A 17,059-nucleotide genomic window follows, 5' to 3' on the forward strand; every position below is an offset into this window, starting at 1 on the left:
TGTTAACCAAGGCCGGTCATGGATAAGCGGGACATCCAGAGAGGGTCGCGTGGAACTTCGACATCGTCAATTCACGCTGACGGAAGCAGCGCCCGCACCCGACGTCACCCTTGTCATGCCGTGCCTGAACGAAGTGCAGAGTCTTCCGTATTGCATCGGCAATGCGCTCGATGCGCTTGCGCGGCTGCGCAGCGAACTGGGCCTTTCGGGCGAGATCGTGGTCGCGGACAACGGTTCGACCGATGGCAGCCAGACGCTCGCCACCCAGCTCGGCGCCCGCATCGTGCCGATCGCTTGCCGCGGCTATGGTGCAGCGCTGATCGGCGGCTGCCAGGCCGCGCTCGGGCGCTACATCCTGATGGGAGATTGTGACGGGAGCTACGATTTTACCGAAGGCGTGAAGATGATTGCCAAGCTCGAACAGGGCTACGAGCTGTGCATGGGCAGTCGCTTCAAGGGCAGCATCGCTCCGGGCGCGATGCCATGGAAGAACCGCTATATCGGCAACCCGGCGCTGACCGGCATCCTCAACCTGTTCTTCAGACCCGGCATCAGCGACGCGCATTGCGGCCTCAGGGCGATCCGCAAGGATGCCTTCGAACGGCTGCGGCTCACCGGCGAGGGGATGGAATTCGCCAGCGAAATGGTCATCAAGGGCGCGCTGTTGAAACTGAAGATCACCGAAGTGCCCGCTACCCTGTCGCGGGACCTGCGTGATCGGGCGCCGCACTTGCGGCCGTGGCGCGACGGCTGGCGGCACTTGCGCTACCTCTTCATGCTCAGCCCGACATGGGTGTTCGGTGTGCCCGGGATAGCGGCGTTCGGCGCGGGACTATTGATCCTGACTGCGGCCGCGCTGCACTCGCTCGGGCTCATCGGCGCAGTCCCGTTCGGCGAAAGCTGGATCGTGATCGGCGCCCTGCTCGCGTCTGTCGGCCACATGGCGGGACTGATGGCGACCGCCTCGCATCTTTACGGCGTGCACGCAGGCTATCGTTTGCCGAGCCCGGCGTTTCGCCGCATTCGGCACCTGCTGAACCTCGAAACCTGCGTGATCGGCGGATTTTCGCTGATCGCCGCGGCGGGAGCGGCGATGACCGGCATCGCGGTTTACTGGGGCGCGGGCAGCTTCTTCGCCCTCCCTCGATTCTGCCGGTTGCGCTGGCAGGCGTCGTCGGAACCATGGGCCTGCAGACCTTGTTCGGCGGCTTCCTGCTGGCCGTGATCGGCGGCAACGACGCACAGTTCATGTCGGCCTCGCGCGCCTGACCATGATCCACGAACCGCATCGATCCGCTTTCGACCAGAGCACACGGCGGCGCAAACCGCGCATCGTCGATTCCGACTGGCTCGTGCTGCGCGGCCTCGCCGCGGAAGTGACGCGGGCGGCCGACGGACTCGCCCGGCCAGGTGCGACTGCCATCGACGTCGGCTGCGGCGATCAGCCTTATCGGCTGCTGTTCGAAGAACGAGGCGTCATCTATCAGGGCGCGGATTTCGGCACGGCAGCCGAGATCGGCATCGCGGCGGACGGCAGTGTCGCTGCGCCCGACGCCACTGCCGACCTGGTCCTCAGCTTCCAGGTTCTCGAGCATGTCCGCGATCTCGATACCTACCTTGCCGAGATAAAACGGCTGTTGCGCCCCGGAGGTCGGCTGTTGCTCTCGACGCACGGCATGTGGCTTTATCATCCGCATCCGGAAGATCATCGCCGCTGGACCCGCGAAGGTCTCGCCAACGACCTGCAATCGCGCGGCTTCGCAATTGAGAGCTGCCGCCCCGTCGTAGGGCCGCTCGCCCTGACGACGATCATACGCCTGACCGCCTTCGCCTACGCGTTGCGGCGCATACCGTTGCTCGGCCCGGCGATGCTCGTGCCGCTCGCCATTGTCATGAATGCGCGTGCGGTGATCGAAGACTGGATTACGCCAGCTGCGGTACGCAACGACAACGCATGCGTTTACCTGGTGCAGGCCTTGGTAGTGGAATGATGCTCCGCCAGGCCGGCCCTTATACCCTCATCGCGGCGCTTTGCGCCGGGCTCAACATCGCCATTCTCATAGCCGGCGAGGCGGCCGGGCTGCACTATGTTTTCTCGACGGCGCTGTCGTTCGCCGCTTGCATATGCGTCGGCTATGCGATGCATTGCCGGTGGACCTTCGAAGCCGAGCCGACACTGGCCGGTCTGCTGCGCTACACGATGGCGATGTCGCTGAACTTCCCGATGAGCCTGGCCGCGGTCTGGTTGTTCTACAGCGCCCTTGGCTTGCCAATGATGCTTGCAGCCCCGGCATCGACCGTGATGCTGACCGGCATCAACTTCGCGCTGACCCGCTGGGCCATCCTCCCGAAGGGAGCGTAGAATGACCGATATTACCCTTGATCGCGTCAGCCATGTCTTCGCGGCGCACGCCCCGCTCTACCGGCGCAAGGCGCCGCGATACCAGGCTGCGATGCTCCGCGACCTCGCCGGTGTCTGGCAGGGATCGCACGATCGGGTGCTCGACGTCGGCGGCGGCACGGGATTGATGGCCGAGGCGATCCAGACTTTGTTGCCTGCGCGCCATGTCGTCGCCATCGACGTCGTCGACCGCTATTACCCGTCGCTTTCAGTCGAAACCCGGGTTTATGACGGCCGCACGCTTCCCTTTGGCGACGGCCATTTCGATGCGGCAACGATCAACAACGTCATGCACCATGTTCCGCGCGAGCACCGGCCGGCGCTGATGGCGGAGATCGCACGTGTCGTCTCGGGGCCGATCTACATCAAGGACCATCTCGCGGCATCTCGTCTGGACCATTGGCGCCTGACGGTGCTCGACGTGATCGGCAATATTCCGTTCGGCGGCCAGATCGAGGCGCACTATCTCTCCATGCCCGAGTGGCGCCAGCTCGCCAGCGCGATCGACGCGACGATCGGCGCGGTGCAGCCCGGCAGATACCGCGCCCCTCCGATGGCGTGGGTGTTCCCGAACCGGCTGGAAATCACCTTCCGATTCGATCGCCGCTGAGAGCCCGCGGCGGATGCGGATCCTGCTGGTCTCGGGCTTCTTCGAGAGCCATGGCGGAGGCATAGAGATCGTCGCCGGCGCGATGGCGCGCGCGCTCGGGGCTCGTGGCCACACCTGCCGCCTGGCCGCTGCGGCGTTCGATCCCGCGCCCGTGGACCCACTGATCGATCCCGTCCCGCTCACGGCGTACGACCCCGTGGAGCGCTGGACGGGCCTGCCGATGCCGTTGCCGAACGGGTCCGCACGCCGGTGCCTGAAACAGGAAGTGCAAGCAGCGGATGCCGTCATCATCCACGACGCGCTGTACGCCAGTTCGCTGCTCGCGATGCGCTATGCTAGGCGGTTCGGAAAGCCATGGCTGCTGGTGCAGCATATCGGCACCATTCCTTTCACCAACCCGATCCTGCGCGTGGCGATGACGATCGCCGATCGCCTCGTCACGCGTCCCGTGATCCGATCCGCACCGCAAGCCGTGTTCATCAGCGATCTCGTCCGCCAGTCCTTCGCCGATGATCTCGACCCGAAACAGGCCGCGCTGCTGTTCAACGGCGTCGATCACACGCTGTTCTTCCCGCCGCCGGAACGTGCCGCTTCCTCGACGGTCGCCGGCGATTGCTGTTCGTCGGCCGCTTCGTGGAGAAAAGGGCTTGGGCGCCTTGCGCGAGCTCGCGGCACGGCGCCCCGATTGGCAGCTTCTGATGGTCGGTAGCGGCCCCATCGACCCAGCGGCATGGGCACTCGCCAATGTCAGCGTGCTCGGGCGCAAATCGCGCGCCGAACTGGCGCAGCTCTATCGCGAAGTGGATGCGCTCCTTCTGCCGTCGGTCGGCGAAGGATTCCCGCTGGTGATCCAGGAAGCGATGGCCTCGGGACTGGAAGTGTTCTGCGGGCTCGACAGCGCCGCGGCGGATCCTGAAGCGACGGGCATTCTGCATGGCATCCCGGTCGACCCGCGCGATCCCGCCGGCACGGCGGCACGTTTCGCCCGCGCGATCGAAACGACCGTTCCCCGCATCGACAGCGCCGCCGCCGCACACGCCCGCCAAGCCTATGATTGGGATCGCAACGCCGAGCGCCTCGAGCATATGCTGGCCGGGCGCGGTGCGGAATCCGCTTAGCGAACCCCCGGCCGCACGCAATTGCGGCCGTCGAGAGGTGCCACTTGATGGTTGAATTGCGGGTCCCCGGCGGGCACCCGGGCCAGAAATAGCTCCCCGCTGCGCAGCACGCTTCGGCCCACCAGCGCGATCGTGCCCCGGTCGCACAATTGGGTCACCTGGGCGGGCGTGAGATGCGCGCTCGAGAAGATCAGCGGGCGATTTGAAAGATCCGGCCGGTTTCTCACCTGGTCCATCGCAAAGCCCGGGCCATTGGTATCGACGATCACGAAGTCGACATCCTGTCGCGCGATCAGCGCGCTCAGCCGGGCGTACGGCGCCACGAAGCCATGGGTCGTCGCCAACAGCCAGTCGGCGATCGGCAGGGTCGCCGCGGTGAGGAAAGCGACAAATCCCGTGGCCACCCGCTCCTCGCGCCGCGCCAGCTCGCGATAGCCATAGCCGGCGAGCAGCAGGCAATTGCCGAGCAGGCCGTGGATATAGCGGTAGCCCCAGCCATGGCCCTGATACGCCAGCAGGATCGTCATCGCGAAGATGGTCAGCAACACCCCTGCGGCGAGCGGGGTCGTCAGCCCCTCACGACGGCGAACGGCCGGAATGGCCAGCAGCACGCAGGGAAGCAGGAACGCCGCGTTCCACACGACCGCACGCACCAGATTATAGAACATCAAAGAGAGGTCGCCGCCACGATCCCTGAACAGGAGCGGGAGCACCCGGTTGGTGACGAACCCGCCGGCCCCGACGATACTGCCGCTGTGCGCCGTCATGCCGCCCGCCGCGGTCACCATCTGGGGCCAGCTCATCCAGAAGCCGAGCGCAGCAAAGTACACCGCAGCATAACCGGCAAACAGCCGCCAGCGGCGTTCGCGCAGCAGCCACAGGATGAACGGGCCTGCGAACAATGGATGGAACACCACCTGGTGCAATCCGATGGCGAGAGCGCCGACCAGGGCCGCCAGCATATGGCTCCACCATTTGTCGCGCAGAAACAGCGCCAGCCAGATCAGATTGAACGCGAGGTGCGCGGTCATCGCGTAGCTGGTCATCGCGTTCACCGCGATCTGCGCCGACAATACGTAACCGATCAGGACCAGCCACTGCGCGCCGGGAGAATCGGCGAATAAACGTCGCGCGATCCGATGCAGCGCTATCAGCCCAGCCGCTGCGAGCAGCGGATTGAGCAACGCCGGATCGGCGACAAACCCGAAGGCCGCGCGCATCGCCGAATTGACCGGACCATAAGCAGAGGCCAGCAATGCCTGCCCCGGAACGTCGAGCAGGAAATCGGGGACGAGTGCCAGGCCGTACCCTGTCCAGACCGTAGGCAGGAGCGCCGACAATCTGCCCGCGGTGAAGTTTGCCTGGTCGAAACCAGCCATCAATTCGTCGCGCGTGAGGGGATAATCGAGCATCAGCGCGTGCGCCCCCGCCCACAAGCCGAGCGCGAACACCGCCGCAGCGCCCAGCACGAATGCGAGGCGTGGCGGTTGCAGGGGCAACGCCAGAGGCAGCTTGATCCACCAGGCCAGCAACCAGCACGCGATGAGGGCGATGCCGGCTTGCAGGTCCTGGTGCAGGAACAGCCAACGCGTGATCAGCGGACCCTGGGGAATGGCGAGCACTGCCAATCCGATCGCCAGACAGATCGCCGCGCGCCGCGGGGCTGGCAACAGCGCCGATATTTCCTCCGACTTCATCACGACGGCACTAGCGACGATACGTTAACCCTGTGTGGAGGCCGTCTGCATTGATCGCGGCACCGTGAACCGGCTTTTTCCTCCAGCTCGAGCCAGAATCGCGATTGCAAAAGCGTGGATCCACCCTGGCTGCACCCATTGCCGATTGCGCCGCTACCGTTGCGCTCGTTTCTCATTTCGCTTTGCCCTGACGGGCCGACCTATAATGGTTGGTGATCGGAGCCCGCTTGCAGGGTCGCGGAGGGTGTCGAATGCCAGTGCGTCGGATATTGTTGAGCACCGTGACGGCAAGTGTCGGCGTTGTGGCGCCTGCGGTCTCGATGCCCGCGGAAGAGCGCTTCACTGTGAGCGCGACCGTCGTTTCGCCCTGCTCGATTTCAGTCCGCGGTGCAGCGCCATCGCCGACCGACGTCAAAACCGTCTCGGTGGACTGTGCCTTGCCGGGGCAATCGTTCGTTCGCGAGGATGACCGGGCGACGCCCTCACCGATCAGCTCCGCCACGGAACATCATCGCGCCCCGGAAATGGCAGGGACAGATACGATCGAGATTATCGAAGTCGTATTCTGAACTCTTCTCCGCGCGTAAGCGTACGTTCTTGGCAAGAATGCCGCGCGCTTATATCAAAAGATATATCAGACCACGTCAAATCATGGTCAAGTGTTAATTATTATTTAACTTAATTATTACAGTATCGCTGTGAGATCATCTTACTTGATCTCTATACGTAATTCTACTCATGCTTGTATGTAATACGTATGTGGGACATATAGCACATCATAATTGTTGCGATGCGATATAGTCGCACATCGCCGTAAATTCGAGTGCAATCGACTGTGCCCGAAAATCGGCAAACTCTTGGGCGCCAAATTAAAATTACGGCGTCGAGTATGGAGGCTGAAATGATTGCTCATGCCAAGATTCTTGTTCCGTGCTGGATCGCTATTGCGGGTGCGGGGCTCCTTGTCTCTCCCGCCGCGCAGGCAGACACCACCACAACGACCTTCACGGTAACGGCTACCGTCCTCAAGGCCTGTGTCGTCACGGCGAATCCGCTCGCTTTCGGAACCTATGATCCGACGGCGGCAACGCCGCTCGACGGCTCGACCACGCTGTCGGTGTTCTGCACCGTCGGCTCATCCTTCACGGTCGGTCTCAACACCGGCACGGCGAGCGGCGCCACGGTCACGACGCGCCGCATGACGAACGGCGCCAACACGCTTGGCTATGCGCTGTACCAGGAAGCGGGCCGCACCAATAACTGGGGCAATACGCCTGGTACCGACACGCCGCTGGCGACCACGGCCCTCGTCCTGCCGTCGACTTTGACGGTCTATGGCCGCATTCCCGCCAACCAGAATGTGCCCGCGGCCAGTTATGCGGACACCATCACCGTCACCGTAAACTATTGAGGCCGAGCCGATGCGCGCCGGAGCCGCCATCGTCGCGATAGTGCTGCTGCCGCTGGCGGCGCAGGCTTCCTCGCTCAAAGTATATCCCGTCCGGATCGTCCTGACCCCGAAAGAACCGGTGCAGACGATGACGATCCAGAACGGCAGTGCCGAGACTGCCCGCATCCAGCTGCGCGTCTTTTCCTGGCGCCAGGTGGACGGCGAGGACAAGCTCGAGGAAACCCGGGACGTTCTCGCCAATCCGGGCCTGTTCGAGATTGCGGGCCAGGGCGAGCAGATCGCGCGCTTCGGCTTGCGGACCAGCCCCGGCACGGTCGAGAAAAGCTACCGCGTCGTTCTGGAGGAGGTGCCGGGTTTGCGCCCGAGCGAGCCCGGACAAGTGCGAACCTTGTTGCGGATAAGCATTCCCATCTTCGTGCCGGCGCCCAACCCGGTCGGTCGCCTCTCCTGGCGCGCCTGGGCAGCGGGGGATCGAAAAATGGCCTTCGAGATCCGCAACCAGGGCACCGTCCATGTCCAGATCAATCGGCTCGCGCTGGCCGGGCGGAACGGCACGAAGCTGGGCGCCGGCGACATGTCGGTCTATCTGCTGCCCGGCGCGTCGCGGCAGGTCATGCTCGATGTCGGCGCTCCGGTTCGCGCCGGCGAGGCCCTCAAACTGAGCGCCGTGACGGATCAGGGTGATTTGGCCGCCGATCTCGTCGCCGAGGCGGCTCCCCGTGAAACCGGCCGCCCCTAGGAACATAATGGCGGCGCTCTGCCTCCTCGCCGACGCCACCGCCGCAGGCGCACAGTCTGCCGCTCCGGATCCGCCGGCGCGGCAGCAGGACTCGGATCGGTTCGAACTGCTGTTCGTCGCGATCACCGTCAACGGCGTGCCGGAGGGCGAGTATCTGGTGGCGCGGCGCGGCGGCGACTTCTTCGTCCACCCGTCCGATCTGGTGCGCTGGGGCGTCAGGGTTTCCCCGGCCGCGACGACCATGATCGAGAACGAGGCCTTCGTTCCGCTGACCGGCATCGCCGGCATGACTCTGCAATTCGACGCGGCCGGCCAACGCATCGCGTTGATCGTTTCCGCCGAACTCTTCGCTTCCAGCAATGTCTCGGCGATGGCCGTGCGCGTACGGCCGACCAAGAGCGCCTTCGCGGCCTTTCTCAATTACGATCTGTCCGTCCAATATGATCACAAGGCGCAGGCAGCGGCTTTCCTCGAGGCCGGAATATCGGACGGTTGGGGCCTGCTCGCCAGCACCGCGGCGGTCGGCCAGCAGGCGGGATCCAGCCGGGTCACGCGTCTCGACAGCTATTTCCTGCGCGATGATCCCGATACGCTGGTCCGCCTGATTGTCGGCGATACGGTGACGGACGCACGCGACTGGTCGCGCCAGATACGCTTCGGAGGCGTCCGGCTCGGCACCGAATTCAGCTTGCAGCCAAATCTCATCACCTTCTCCACGCCCGCTTTTACCGGCCGCACGGCGATCCCTTCCAATGTCGAGCTGTTGGTGAACAACGCGCAGCGCTTCCAGGCCGACGTGGCGGCGGGACCCTTCTCGATCAATCAGGTGCCGCTCGTGAACGGCGCGGGCGACGTCACGCTCGTCATCCGCGATACGCTTGGCGTCGAACGCCGGGTGACGTCCTCTTATTATGTCAGCTCGCGCCTACTCAGGCCGGGTTTGAGCGACTGGTCGCTCGAGGCGGGTGCCGAGCGCCTGGGTTACGGCATCAGGAACTTCGGCTACACCAATCCCTTCGCCGCCGGCTCCTATCGCCGCGGAGTCGCCGACTGGTTGACCCTTGAAAGCCGCGCCGAATTGAGCGGCGATGTCCAGATGATCGGCGGAGGAGCCGATATCGTCTGGCCTGCTATCGGCGAGTTCGGAATTGCCGGCGCGGTTTCGCGGGGAGACGACGGCAAAGGCGCGCTCTACCGCATCTTCTTCAGCCGGATCACGCCTGGATGGAATGTCGCGGTCAGCTATCAGCGCGCCTCGCGCAAGTTCGACCAGCTCGGCATCTATCGCGACGCGGAACGCATCACGGGCCAGCTCCAGGCCTCGGGCAGCCTCTCGCTGGGGCGCCGCGGCAATTTCGGCCTCGTCTATACCGATCTCGAATATGCCGACCGTAACCGCACCCGGCTCGCCTCGGCCAATTACAGCATCGGAATCAAGGATCGCGGCTATCTGAGCCTTTTCGCGCTGCGCAGCACGACCCGGGGCTCCGGCACACAAACGACGGCCGGTGCGGGTTTCACCATTCCCTTCGGATCGCGCAGCAGCGGCTATGTGCAGGCGGACACCCGCAATGTCCTCGCGGAACTGCGCAGGACGCCACCCCGGAAGGGGGCTGGGGCTATCGGCTGACGGCGGGTGCGGGCGAAAGCGACCGCCAGCAGGCCGAGCTTACCTGGCGCGGCGATCCGGGCGAAATCAGGGTCGAAGCCGCGCGTGTGGAGGGGAGCGCGGGTGTCAGGATGCTCGCCAGCGGCGGGTTGCTTTTCGCCGGCGGGCGCCCCTACGCCACCCGGCGCGTAGAGGACGCACTGGGCGTCATCGACGTGCCCGGCCTGGCGGATGTCCGCATCTACCAGGAAAACCGCCTCGTCGCCCGTACCGACGCCCGGGGCCGTGCGATCATACCGGATCTGCGCGCTTATGAGCAGAACCGGATCGCGATTGCGCCCGGCGACATCCCGATCGATGCGCACATGTCGAGCGACACGCTCATGATCGTGCCGCGGCATCGCGGAGCGGTCACCGCGCGCTTCGCGATCGAACGCGATCACCCCGCGACGATCCTGCTGCAGGCAATCGATGGCACGCCGGTCGATGCCGGCACCACGGTGCGGACCGATACCGGCGAGACGGCATTCGTCGGCTATGGCGGCGAGATCTTCGTGCGCGAAGCGCGGCGGAACATGATCATCGCGTTCGAGACCCGGCAGGGGCCCTGTCGAGTCATGCTTGGGGGATTGCCCGAAAATGACGTCCTGCCGCGCATCGGGCCATTACGGTGCGGCACTCCCGTGAGCGCGCCATGAACATACGGCATTTCATGTTCCTGATGACGATGCTGGCGGGCTGGTTCATGCTTGCGCCATCGCCGGCAAAGGCGGCCTGCGCCCCGCTGTCCCTCTGCAGCTGCACCGTCACGGCGACCGGCGTGAGTTTCGGCAATTACAATGTCGTCAACGCGTCGCCCACCGATTCCACCGGCAGCGTCCGGGTCCGCTGCACGCTGCTCGTTGCGCTGGCGGGGTCGTTCACGGTCGATCTCAGCACCGGATCCGGAACCTACGCACAGCGCACCCTGCACAACGGTGCGCCCGTCCTCGAGTATAATCTCTATACCGACGTGGCACGAACCCAAATTTGGGGAAATGGCTCGGGGGCTCGTTCCGCGTAACCCGAAATTTTACGGCACTGCTCAGTGTCGATCAGACGATTACGGTCTATGGCCGGATCCGCGCCGGCCAGAATGTACCTGCCGGCAGTTACAGCGACACTATCATCGTCACCGTGACCTACTGACGGGCGGCTTGCGTGGGAGCCGTCAATTGCAGGCGCCTGCACGGGCAAGCAGGAACGCCGCTTCGCGTGCGTTGCGCGTGAGCCTGGCCGCGGCCTCGAATTCGGTGCGGGCCTCGGCCAGTCGACCGGCCCGAAACAGGAAGTCGCCCCTCGCCGCCGGCAGGGGCGCATAATTGCGCAGCGCGGCGGCGTCGGCGATCTCGTCCACCAGCCGCAGGCCCGCTTCCGGCCCGAAGGCCATGCTGTGGGCGACCGCCCGATTGAGATCGACCACCGGCGAAGGCATCACCCTGCGCAACTGGTCGTAGAGCGCCGCGATGCGGGACCAGTCGGTGTCTGCTGCCTTGCGCGCCCGCGCATGGCAGGCGGCGAGCGCGGCTTGCAGCGCATAGGGGCCGTCGGCGCCGCCCAGCGCTTCGGCTTGCGCCAGCGCGTCGAGACCCCGGCGGATCAGCAACTGGTCCCAGCGTGCCCGGTCCTGTTGGGTCAGGGTCAGGAGCGCACCGTCGGGGCCGGTGCGTGCCTGCAGGCGCGATGCCTGGATTTCCATCAGCGCCAGCAGGCCGAACACTTCGGCGTCCTCGGGCATGAGCCCCGCGAGGATGCGGCCCAGTCGCTGCGCCTCGAGGCACAGGCTGGGCCGGACGAGGTCGTCGCCCGCCGTGGCGGCATAGCCTTCGTTGAAGATCAGGTAGATGACCTCCAGCACCGAGGCCAGCCGTGCCGCGCGCTCGGCGCCGCGCGGCACTTCGAAGGTGAGGCCAGCCTGTCCGATCGTCTTTTTCGCGCGGACGATGCGCTGGGCGATCGTCACTTCGCTCGACAGGAACGCCCGGGCGATCTCGTCGGTCGTCAGGCCGCCGACGACCCGCAGCGTGAGCGCCGCGCGCGCATCGGCCGAGAGTATCGGATGGCAGGCCGTGAAGATGAGCCCCAGCAACTCGTCGCCGGGATCGCCGTCGATCGCGAACGTCACGTCCATCTCGACTGCGTCGTCCGCCTCCCGTGCGATATCCGCATGCTTGCGCTCGCGCATCTTGTCGCGACGGATGGCGTCGATGGCGCGGCGCTTGGCGGCGGTCATCAGCCAGGCGCCGGGATTGGCCGGGACGCCGGTTCGGGGCCATTCGGAAAGCGCGATGACCAGGGCATCCTGCGCCAGTTCTTCCGCGCGGTCGACATCGCGCACGACCCGGGCCAGTCCCCCGATGAGCCTGGCCCGTTCGATGCGGAAAACCGCTTCTATGGCCCGGGAGTCTCGCTTGCGGTCATGCCGCCTTGTCGGCCATAGCCACAAAGGCGGCAAGCCGGCGCGTATCGGCGAGCTCAGCCAGAACCGGAGAGGATATCGATGTCGCTGCGCACTGCATTGCTTCTGCTGGCCGCCACCGGAAGCGCGCTGACCTGCGGCGCAGCCGCTTCCGCCCAGACCCCTACGGAAGCGAGTCCGCGCGCGGCGATCGAGACCGCTACGAAGCTGGCACGCTGGCAGCTCGCGAGGATGAACGATGTCAGCCATATCTCGCGCGCCGGCGGCGAGACGCGCAACCCACGGGCGTGGGAGCAGGCGGCGTTCTGGGTGGGCATGACCGCGCTCGCCGATCACGGCGCGCCGGCGGATATCGGCAAGTCGATCCTCGATATGGGCGCGGCCAACCAGTGGCTGCCCGCCCAGCGGCCCTATCATGCCGACGATCTGGCAATCACTCAGTCCTATCTGTGGTCAGCGAAGCATGGCGGCGGTGCGGCGGCGCTGGCCCCGACGAAGAAGGCATTCGACTTCATCCTCGCCCATCCGCCCAGGACCACCCTCGCCTTCGTGATCCCCGAAAAGGGCGGCTATAACGCCACCGAATGCCTGACGCGCTGGTGCTGGTGCGACGCGCTGTTCATGGCACCGCCGGCGATGCTCGAGCTTTCCAGGCAGACCGGCGATCGCCGCTATCGCGACTATGCCATCCGCGAAATCTGGGCGACGACCAACTTCCTCTACGATCCGGTCGAGCGGCTCTATTACCGCGACAGCCGCTTCTTCGAGCGGCGCGACGCCAAGGGGCGGAAGATGTTCTGGGCGCGCGGCAATGGCTGGGTGGTCGCAGGGCTGGCACTGATGATCCCGAAACTGCCCAAAGGCGATCCCGACCGGAAGAAGCTGGAAGCGCTGTTCGTCGAGATGGCGGGCAAGCTGAAGGCGACGCAGAAGCCGGACGGCTATTGGGCGCCCTCGCTGCTCGCACCTGAGGATTCGCCCCGGAATCGAGCGGGACCGGTTTCTTCACCTACGGCCTCGCCTGGGGCGTGAAGGCGGGGCTGCTGCCGCGGGCGGAATATGCGCCGGTGGTCCGGAAAGGCTGGTCGGCTCTGACGCGCTCGATCCAGCCCGACGGGCGGCTCGGCTGGGTGCAGCAGGTGAGTGATCGGCCCGAACAGGTGCTGCCGACCGACACGCAATATTATGGCGTCGGCGCGTTCCTGCTTGCCGCGACCGCAGTCGCCGACCTCAAGCTCGACTGATGCTCAGGCTGCTGGCGCCGCTCGCGCTGATCTGCGCGGCGCCCGCGGCGGCGCAGAAGATCGAGGCGGTCGATCAGGTATGGGCGGGGCACGAGGTGCCGTTCGCGCTCGTGGTGACCGAGGAGCGCATCTATGTCGGCTATTACGACGCGGCACGGCAGCTCAGCGTCGCCACCCGCCCGCGTGGCTCCTCGTGGTGGACCTACACCAGGCTGCCGAGCTGGGTCGGGTGGGACAGCCATAACCGCATCGCGATGGCAGTGGATGCGGCCGGGCAGCTGCACGTGACAGCGAATATGCACAATGATCCCCTGGTCTATTTCCGGACCAGCGTGGCGGGGGATGTGCGGACACTGACGCGGGTGCCGACGATGGTCGAACCTGCGGCCGAGCGGAGCATGACATATCCCATGTTCCTCGAGGATGCGGACGGGCGGCTGATCTTCAAATATCGCGACGGCGGCAGTGGCCGTGGGCGCGAAATCTACAATGTTCAGGACGACGCAGGCTGGAAGCGGCTGACCGACGCACCGCTGGTCGATGGCGAAGGCAGGCGTAGCGCCTATTTCGTCGGGCCGGTGCTCGGGCCCGACGGCTGGTTCCACGCGATTTGGGTCTGGCGCGACACGCCTGATGCCGCGACCAACCACGACCTCTCTTATGCGCGCAGCCGCGATCTGGTGCGCTGGGAGCGCTCGGACGGCACCCCCTGCCCCTGCCGATCCGGCTGGGCGATGCAGAGGTGGTCGATCCGGTGCCGGCGCACGGCGGGATGATCAACAACAACACTGTGCCCGGCTTCGACAGCGCAGGCCGCGTGGTGATCGCGTTCCACAAATATGATGCGGCGGGAAACACCCAGATGTTCGTCGCGCGGCGTGAAGCGAAAAGCTGGCGCGTGGTGCAGGCGAGCGACTGGAAGGGGTTTCGCTGGGACTTTGGCGGGATGGGCTCGCTCGATTTCCGGCTGCGCGTGGGAACGCCGGTCATGGACGGGAAGACGCTGCCGGTCCCGGTAGTGCGCGACGGCAAGCCGATCGACCTGCTGCTCGACGGCGAGACGCTGGCGCGGATCGGCGAGCGGCCGGGCGTGATGCTGGCGGATCGGTTGGCAGGGCGGATCGAAGTGCCGGCTGGGATGCAACTCAACACCGTGGAGGATGCATCGGGGATGGCGATCGCCTGGGCGACATTGCCACCGAACCGGGATCTGCCGCGCGAGGAAGTGCCGGAGCCCCAGACGCTGCGTCTAATAGTGCCTTAGCCACCCGTGATGGGTGGATCCGCCTTCCAATGTAGGAAAATCCATGCCAGCCTCATGCTGGCTCTTTGAATCGTCCAGCATCTCCCTACTTCCAAACGCAGCAATATTTCCTGCTCGCGCAACTTTATGAGCGAAACCGCGGGCAAAGTGTGAAGTTAAGCCGCGCTTTTCCTACAATCAGCAATCCACCTTTCGCTCGGTCGGCGTGTGCGGCTGGATGCAGGGATGCGTGGGATAGGCTTCGAGGTCGAGCTCGGTCGCCTCGCGCACCACTTCCACCCGGTCGCCGGCATCCTTCATCTCGTAGAGCTTGCCCAGCGCGAAAGTGAAGGGCCGGTGGAGCACCATCATCAGGCGGCCGTCGAACGCGCGGAACAGCATGCCGTGGCCGCTGTCGCGACGGACCAGCGGGTCGAGCTGCTCCCAGGGGCCTTCGAGCTGGCCCGATTTCGAGCGCGCGATTCCTGGATGTAGCCGCGCTCGCCATAGCTCGACCAGAGCATCACCAATGTCCCGGCGCGCGTGCGGTAGAATTCGGGGCCGTCGGTCACCCAGACGGTGTCGCCGTCCGGCTGGGGCTGGCCCTTGGCCCAGGGCGCCTCGTTCGCGCGGAACAGGATTTTCGGCGGACCGGCGGCGGCAAGGCTGTCGTCGAGCGGGATCGCCTCGATCGTGCCGATCGTGGTCTGCAGCCATTCATGCGCATAGACGAGCCACGGCTTGCCGGCTGCATCGACATGGAGCGTGCCGTCGAGCGTCATCATTTCCTTCGGCGCGACCGGCTCGCCGTTCCGGACGACGCGATACGGCCCGTCGACCTTGTCCGCCACCGCGAGGATCGTGCCGCGGCGATAAGGCTTCCTGTTGCCTGTCGGCGGCAGCGTCGCGGCTTCGTCGTGGAAGGTGGTGAAGAGATACCATTTTCCCTTCCATTGATGCACCTCGGGCGCCCAGGCGCCGGCCCTGGCCCAGATGCTCTCGGGCAGCGTGAAGACCACGCGCGGGCGGCTCCAGTGCTTCAGATCCTTGCTCGTATAGACCATCGTGCCGAGCCGGCGCTCGCCGGTCATCGCGGTCTCGTTGCGCGTGAACAGATAATAGGTCTCCGATGCCTTGTCGGCGACGATGAACGGATCGTGGAGCTGCATTTCCGGGAGCAGCAGCGGCGCCTCGGCGGGCTTTGGCTGCGCGGCGGCGGGAGTCGCGACGAGGGCGCAGAACGCCACGAACAGATGCTTGAACCGCATTCCGGTTCCCCTCACGCCCGCGCCGCCGCGATCTGCTCCAGCGACTTGCCTTCGTTGCGCGGCGCCCAGATCAGCCCGATCACGCCCGAAGCGACGAGGAAGCCGGTCAGGATCCACGCCAGCGTGGTGTAGTTGGTGCTCGCGAGCCACGGCACGAAGAAGCTCCAGATGCCGAGACCGACCCGTACGATCGCGAAGGTCAGGCCCTGCGCGGTCGAGCGGATCGCGGTCGGGAAGAGTTCGGCCGACCAGAGCTGGAAGAAGCTCTGCGCGCCGAAACCGCCGGCCACGCCCATGATCACCACATGCGCGATATATACTTCCAGCGTGAAGCCGAAGATCGCGAGGATCGCCATGCCGATCACGTGCAGTGCCGCGGAGATACCGAACAGCAGCCGCTGATTGACCTTGTCCGACAGCGTCATGAAGATGGCGAAGATCGAGATCATCCCGATCAGGAAATAGCTCGCCGGTACGATCGTCTCGACCCACCCGGGCAGATTGTGCTCCTTGACCAGGAAGGGCGTGAAAAAGCCGTTGAAGCCTGCCCACAGGTTCCAGAAGCCATACATCGAGGCCAGGAACAGCACCGCGCCGAGATAGCGCGGACTGAACAGCTCGCGCCAATTCTGGCTGAGCGCCCGGCCGGCCGAAGCAGCCTGCGCCTCTTCCCAGCGCTCGGACTCACGCATACGCGAGCGCAGGAAGGTCAGCGCGATCGCCAGCACCGCGAGATGCGCAAAGATCCAGCGGACGCCGGTGATTCCCCAGGGCTGGAGGAAGAACGCCGCGACCAGCACCGCGACCGGCCCCAGATACCATAGCAATTGCGCCACGCCCGAATGCGCGCCGCGCTTGTCGTCGGGCGCCTGCTCGGCGATCAGCGACCACGATGCGGGGATGTCGGCGCCGACTGCGAGGCCGACCAGCACGAAGCCCAGCACGATCATCCACGGCGCCGAGGCGAACACGAGGAAGAGCATGCCGAACGCGTAGAACAGCATGTCGTACTGGTAGATCTTCTTGCGCCCGAACTTGTCGCACAGGATGCCGCCGATCAGCGCGCCGATGCCGGCAGATATGGCATTGGCGCTGAACGCGCCGATCAGACCGATAAAGCCGTCCGACAGACCGTAAATCTGCTTCCACAACCCAAGCGCCACCGATCCGGCGACGATCGATCCCGCGTCGATGTAGTTGGCGAGCCCGGCGAGAATCGTGTCGCGCCACTTATGGTCCCGAGTCTCGCTCATATGTCCCC

22 protein-coding genes are annotated in these 17,059 nt (G+C 65.4%); 17 read left to right on the forward strand and 5 right to left on the reverse strand.

All coding sequences use genetic code 11. The features are described 5' to 3' along the window. Positions 1-133 precede the first annotated feature (133 nt). Genes PIB19_RS10955 through PIB19_RS10980 form a run of 6 tightly spaced genes read left to right on the forward strand, consistent with a single transcriptional unit; the run spans position 134 to position 4,129 of the window. Entirely contained in the window at positions 134-1,225 is a 1,092-nt protein-coding gene (locus tag PIB19_RS10955; protein ID WP_271240842.1) for a glycosyltransferase family 2 protein, read from the forward strand. A gap of 46 nt (positions 1,226-1,271) precedes the next feature. Continuing rightward, positions 1,272-1,991 carry a methyltransferase domain-containing protein gene (locus PIB19_RS10960; protein WP_271240843.1) on the forward strand — a complete coding sequence of 240 codons (720 nt, stop codon included), beginning with the start codon at positions 1,272-1,274 and terminating at the stop codon, positions 1,989-1,991. Continuing rightward, positions 1,991-2,362 (forward strand): GtrA family protein, encoded by a 372-nt coding sequence (locus PIB19_RS10965; protein WP_271240844.1) that lies wholly within the window; start codon positions 1,991-1,993, stop codon positions 2,360-2,362. The genes PIB19_RS10960 and PIB19_RS10965 overlap by 1 nt, the downstream gene beginning before the upstream one ends. A gap of 1 nt (position 2,363) precedes the next feature. Further along, on the forward strand, positions 2,364-3,011 hold the full coding sequence (locus PIB19_RS10970) for a class I SAM-dependent methyltransferase (RefSeq protein WP_271240845.1): 648 nt from the start codon (positions 2,364-2,366) through the stop codon (positions 3,009-3,011). Positions 3,012-3,024: 13 nt separating this feature from the next. Further along, complete coding sequence (locus PIB19_RS10975) at positions 3,025-3,720, forward strand: glycosyltransferase (protein ID WP_271240846.1); 696 nt, start codon at positions 3,025-3,027, stop codon at positions 3,718-3,720. Continuing rightward, positions 3,710-4,129, forward strand: coding sequence for a glycosyltransferase (locus PIB19_RS10980; RefSeq protein ID WP_271240847.1), 420 nt, complete (start codon positions 3,710-3,712; stop codon positions 4,127-4,129). The genes PIB19_RS10975 and PIB19_RS10980 overlap by 11 nt, the downstream gene beginning before the upstream one ends. Here the strand turns inward: PIB19_RS10980 and PIB19_RS10985 are convergent. Next, positions 4,126-5,826 (reverse strand): hypothetical protein, encoded by a 1,701-nt coding sequence (locus PIB19_RS10985; protein WP_271240848.1) that lies wholly within the window; start codon positions 5,824-5,826, stop codon positions 4,126-4,128. The genes PIB19_RS10980 and PIB19_RS10985 overlap by 4 nt on opposite strands. 272 nt (positions 5,827-6,098) lie before the next feature. Here PIB19_RS10985 and PIB19_RS10990 point away from each other — a divergent pair, with 272 nt between their 5' ends. From PIB19_RS10990 to PIB19_RS11020, 7 genes are all read left to right on the forward strand, one after another. Then, positions 6,099-6,395: a hypothetical protein gene (locus tag PIB19_RS10990; RefSeq protein WP_271240849.1), complete on the forward strand. Its 297-nt coding sequence runs from the start codon at positions 6,099-6,101 to the stop codon at positions 6,393-6,395. Between the two features lie 332 nt (positions 6,396-6,727). Continuing rightward, complete coding sequence (locus PIB19_RS10995; protein WP_271240850.1) at positions 6,728-7,237, forward strand: Csu type fimbrial protein; 510 nt, start codon at positions 6,728-6,730, stop codon at positions 7,235-7,237. Between the two features lie 10 nt (positions 7,238-7,247). Further along, the gene (locus PIB19_RS11000) at positions 7,248-7,976 is read left to right on the forward strand and encodes a fimbrial biogenesis chaperone (protein ID WP_271240851.1); all 729 of its coding nucleotides are present in this window, start codon (positions 7,248-7,250) and stop codon (positions 7,974-7,976) included. After that, complete coding sequence (locus PIB19_RS11005; protein ID WP_271240852.1) at positions 7,957-9,606, forward strand: fimbria/pilus outer membrane usher protein; 1,650 nt, start codon at positions 7,957-7,959, stop codon at positions 9,604-9,606. The genes PIB19_RS11000 and PIB19_RS11005 overlap by 20 nt, the downstream gene beginning before the upstream one ends. Then, positions 9,603-10,283, forward strand: a complete 681-nt coding sequence (locus tag PIB19_RS11010) for a fimbria/pilus outer membrane usher protein (RefSeq protein WP_271240968.1) — start codon at positions 9,603-9,605, stop codon at positions 10,281-10,283. The genes PIB19_RS11005 and PIB19_RS11010 overlap by 4 nt, the downstream gene beginning before the upstream one ends. Continuing rightward, positions 10,280-10,648, forward strand: a complete 369-nt coding sequence (locus PIB19_RS11015) for a Csu type fimbrial protein (RefSeq protein ID WP_271240853.1) — start codon at positions 10,280-10,282, stop codon at positions 10,646-10,648. Before PIB19_RS11010 ends, PIB19_RS11015 begins: the two co-directional genes overlap by 4 nt. Next, a complete protein-coding gene (locus PIB19_RS11020) occupies positions 10,615-10,773 on the forward strand; it encodes a spore coat protein U domain-containing protein (RefSeq protein ID WP_271240854.1) in 159 nt (52 codons plus the stop codon). The genes PIB19_RS11015 and PIB19_RS11020 overlap by 34 nt, the downstream gene beginning before the upstream one ends. 22 nt (positions 10,774-10,795) lie before the next feature. Here PIB19_RS11020 and PIB19_RS11025 read toward each other — a convergent pair whose 3' ends face one another. After that, positions 10,796-11,962 (reverse strand): RNA polymerase sigma factor, encoded by a 1,167-nt coding sequence (locus PIB19_RS11025; protein ID WP_271240855.1) that lies wholly within the window; start codon positions 11,960-11,962, stop codon positions 10,796-10,798. Between the two features lie 162 nt (positions 11,963-12,124). Here PIB19_RS11025 and PIB19_RS11030 point away from each other — a divergent pair, with 162 nt between their 5' ends. From PIB19_RS11030 to PIB19_RS23655, 4 genes are read left to right on the forward strand one after another with little or no spacing between them, the layout of a single operon-like run. Then, positions 12,125-13,075, forward strand: coding sequence for a glycoside hydrolase family 88 protein (locus PIB19_RS11030; RefSeq protein WP_271240856.1), 951 nt, complete (start codon positions 12,125-12,127; stop codon positions 13,073-13,075). Then, positions 13,072-13,287, forward strand: coding sequence for a glycoside hydrolase family 88 protein (locus tag PIB19_RS11035; protein ID WP_271240857.1), 216 nt, complete (start codon positions 13,072-13,074; stop codon positions 13,285-13,287). Before PIB19_RS11030 ends, PIB19_RS11035 begins: the two co-directional genes overlap by 4 nt. Continuing rightward, complete coding sequence (locus PIB19_RS23650) at positions 13,287-14,063, forward strand: BNR repeat-containing protein (protein ID WP_271240858.1); 777 nt, start codon at positions 13,287-13,289, stop codon at positions 14,061-14,063. Before PIB19_RS11035 ends, PIB19_RS23650 begins: the two co-directional genes overlap by 1 nt. Further along, the gene (locus PIB19_RS23655; RefSeq protein WP_271240859.1) at positions 14,030-14,551 is read left to right on the forward strand and encodes a BNR-4 repeat-containing protein; all 522 of its coding nucleotides are present in this window, start codon (positions 14,030-14,032) and stop codon (positions 14,549-14,551) included. Before PIB19_RS23650 ends, PIB19_RS23655 begins: the two co-directional genes overlap by 34 nt. Positions 14,552-14,728: 177 nt before the next feature. Here PIB19_RS23655 and PIB19_RS11050 read toward each other — a convergent pair whose 3' ends face one another. Genes PIB19_RS11050 through PIB19_RS11060 form a run of 3 tightly spaced genes read right to left on the reverse strand, consistent with a single transcriptional unit; the run spans position 14,729 to position 17,051 of the window. Next, positions 14,729-14,932, reverse strand: a complete 204-nt coding sequence (locus PIB19_RS11050) for a hypothetical protein (RefSeq protein WP_271240860.1) — start codon at positions 14,930-14,932, stop codon at positions 14,729-14,731. Next, positions 14,902-15,798: a family 43 glycosylhydrolase gene (locus tag PIB19_RS11055; protein ID WP_271240861.1), complete on the reverse strand. Its 897-nt coding sequence runs from the start codon at positions 15,796-15,798 to the stop codon at positions 14,902-14,904. Before PIB19_RS11055 ends, PIB19_RS11050 begins: the two co-directional genes overlap by 31 nt. 11 nt (positions 15,799-15,809) lie before the next feature. Next, positions 15,810-17,051, reverse strand: a complete 1,242-nt coding sequence (locus PIB19_RS11060; protein WP_271240862.1) for an MFS transporter — start codon at positions 17,049-17,051, stop codon at positions 15,810-15,812. Positions 17,052-17,059: the final 8 nt, after the last annotated feature.

This window comes from Sphingomonas sp. 7/4-4 (assembly GCF_027941955.1).
Classification (GTDB): domain Bacteria; phylum Pseudomonadota; class Alphaproteobacteria; order Sphingomonadales; family Sphingomonadaceae; genus Sphingomonas.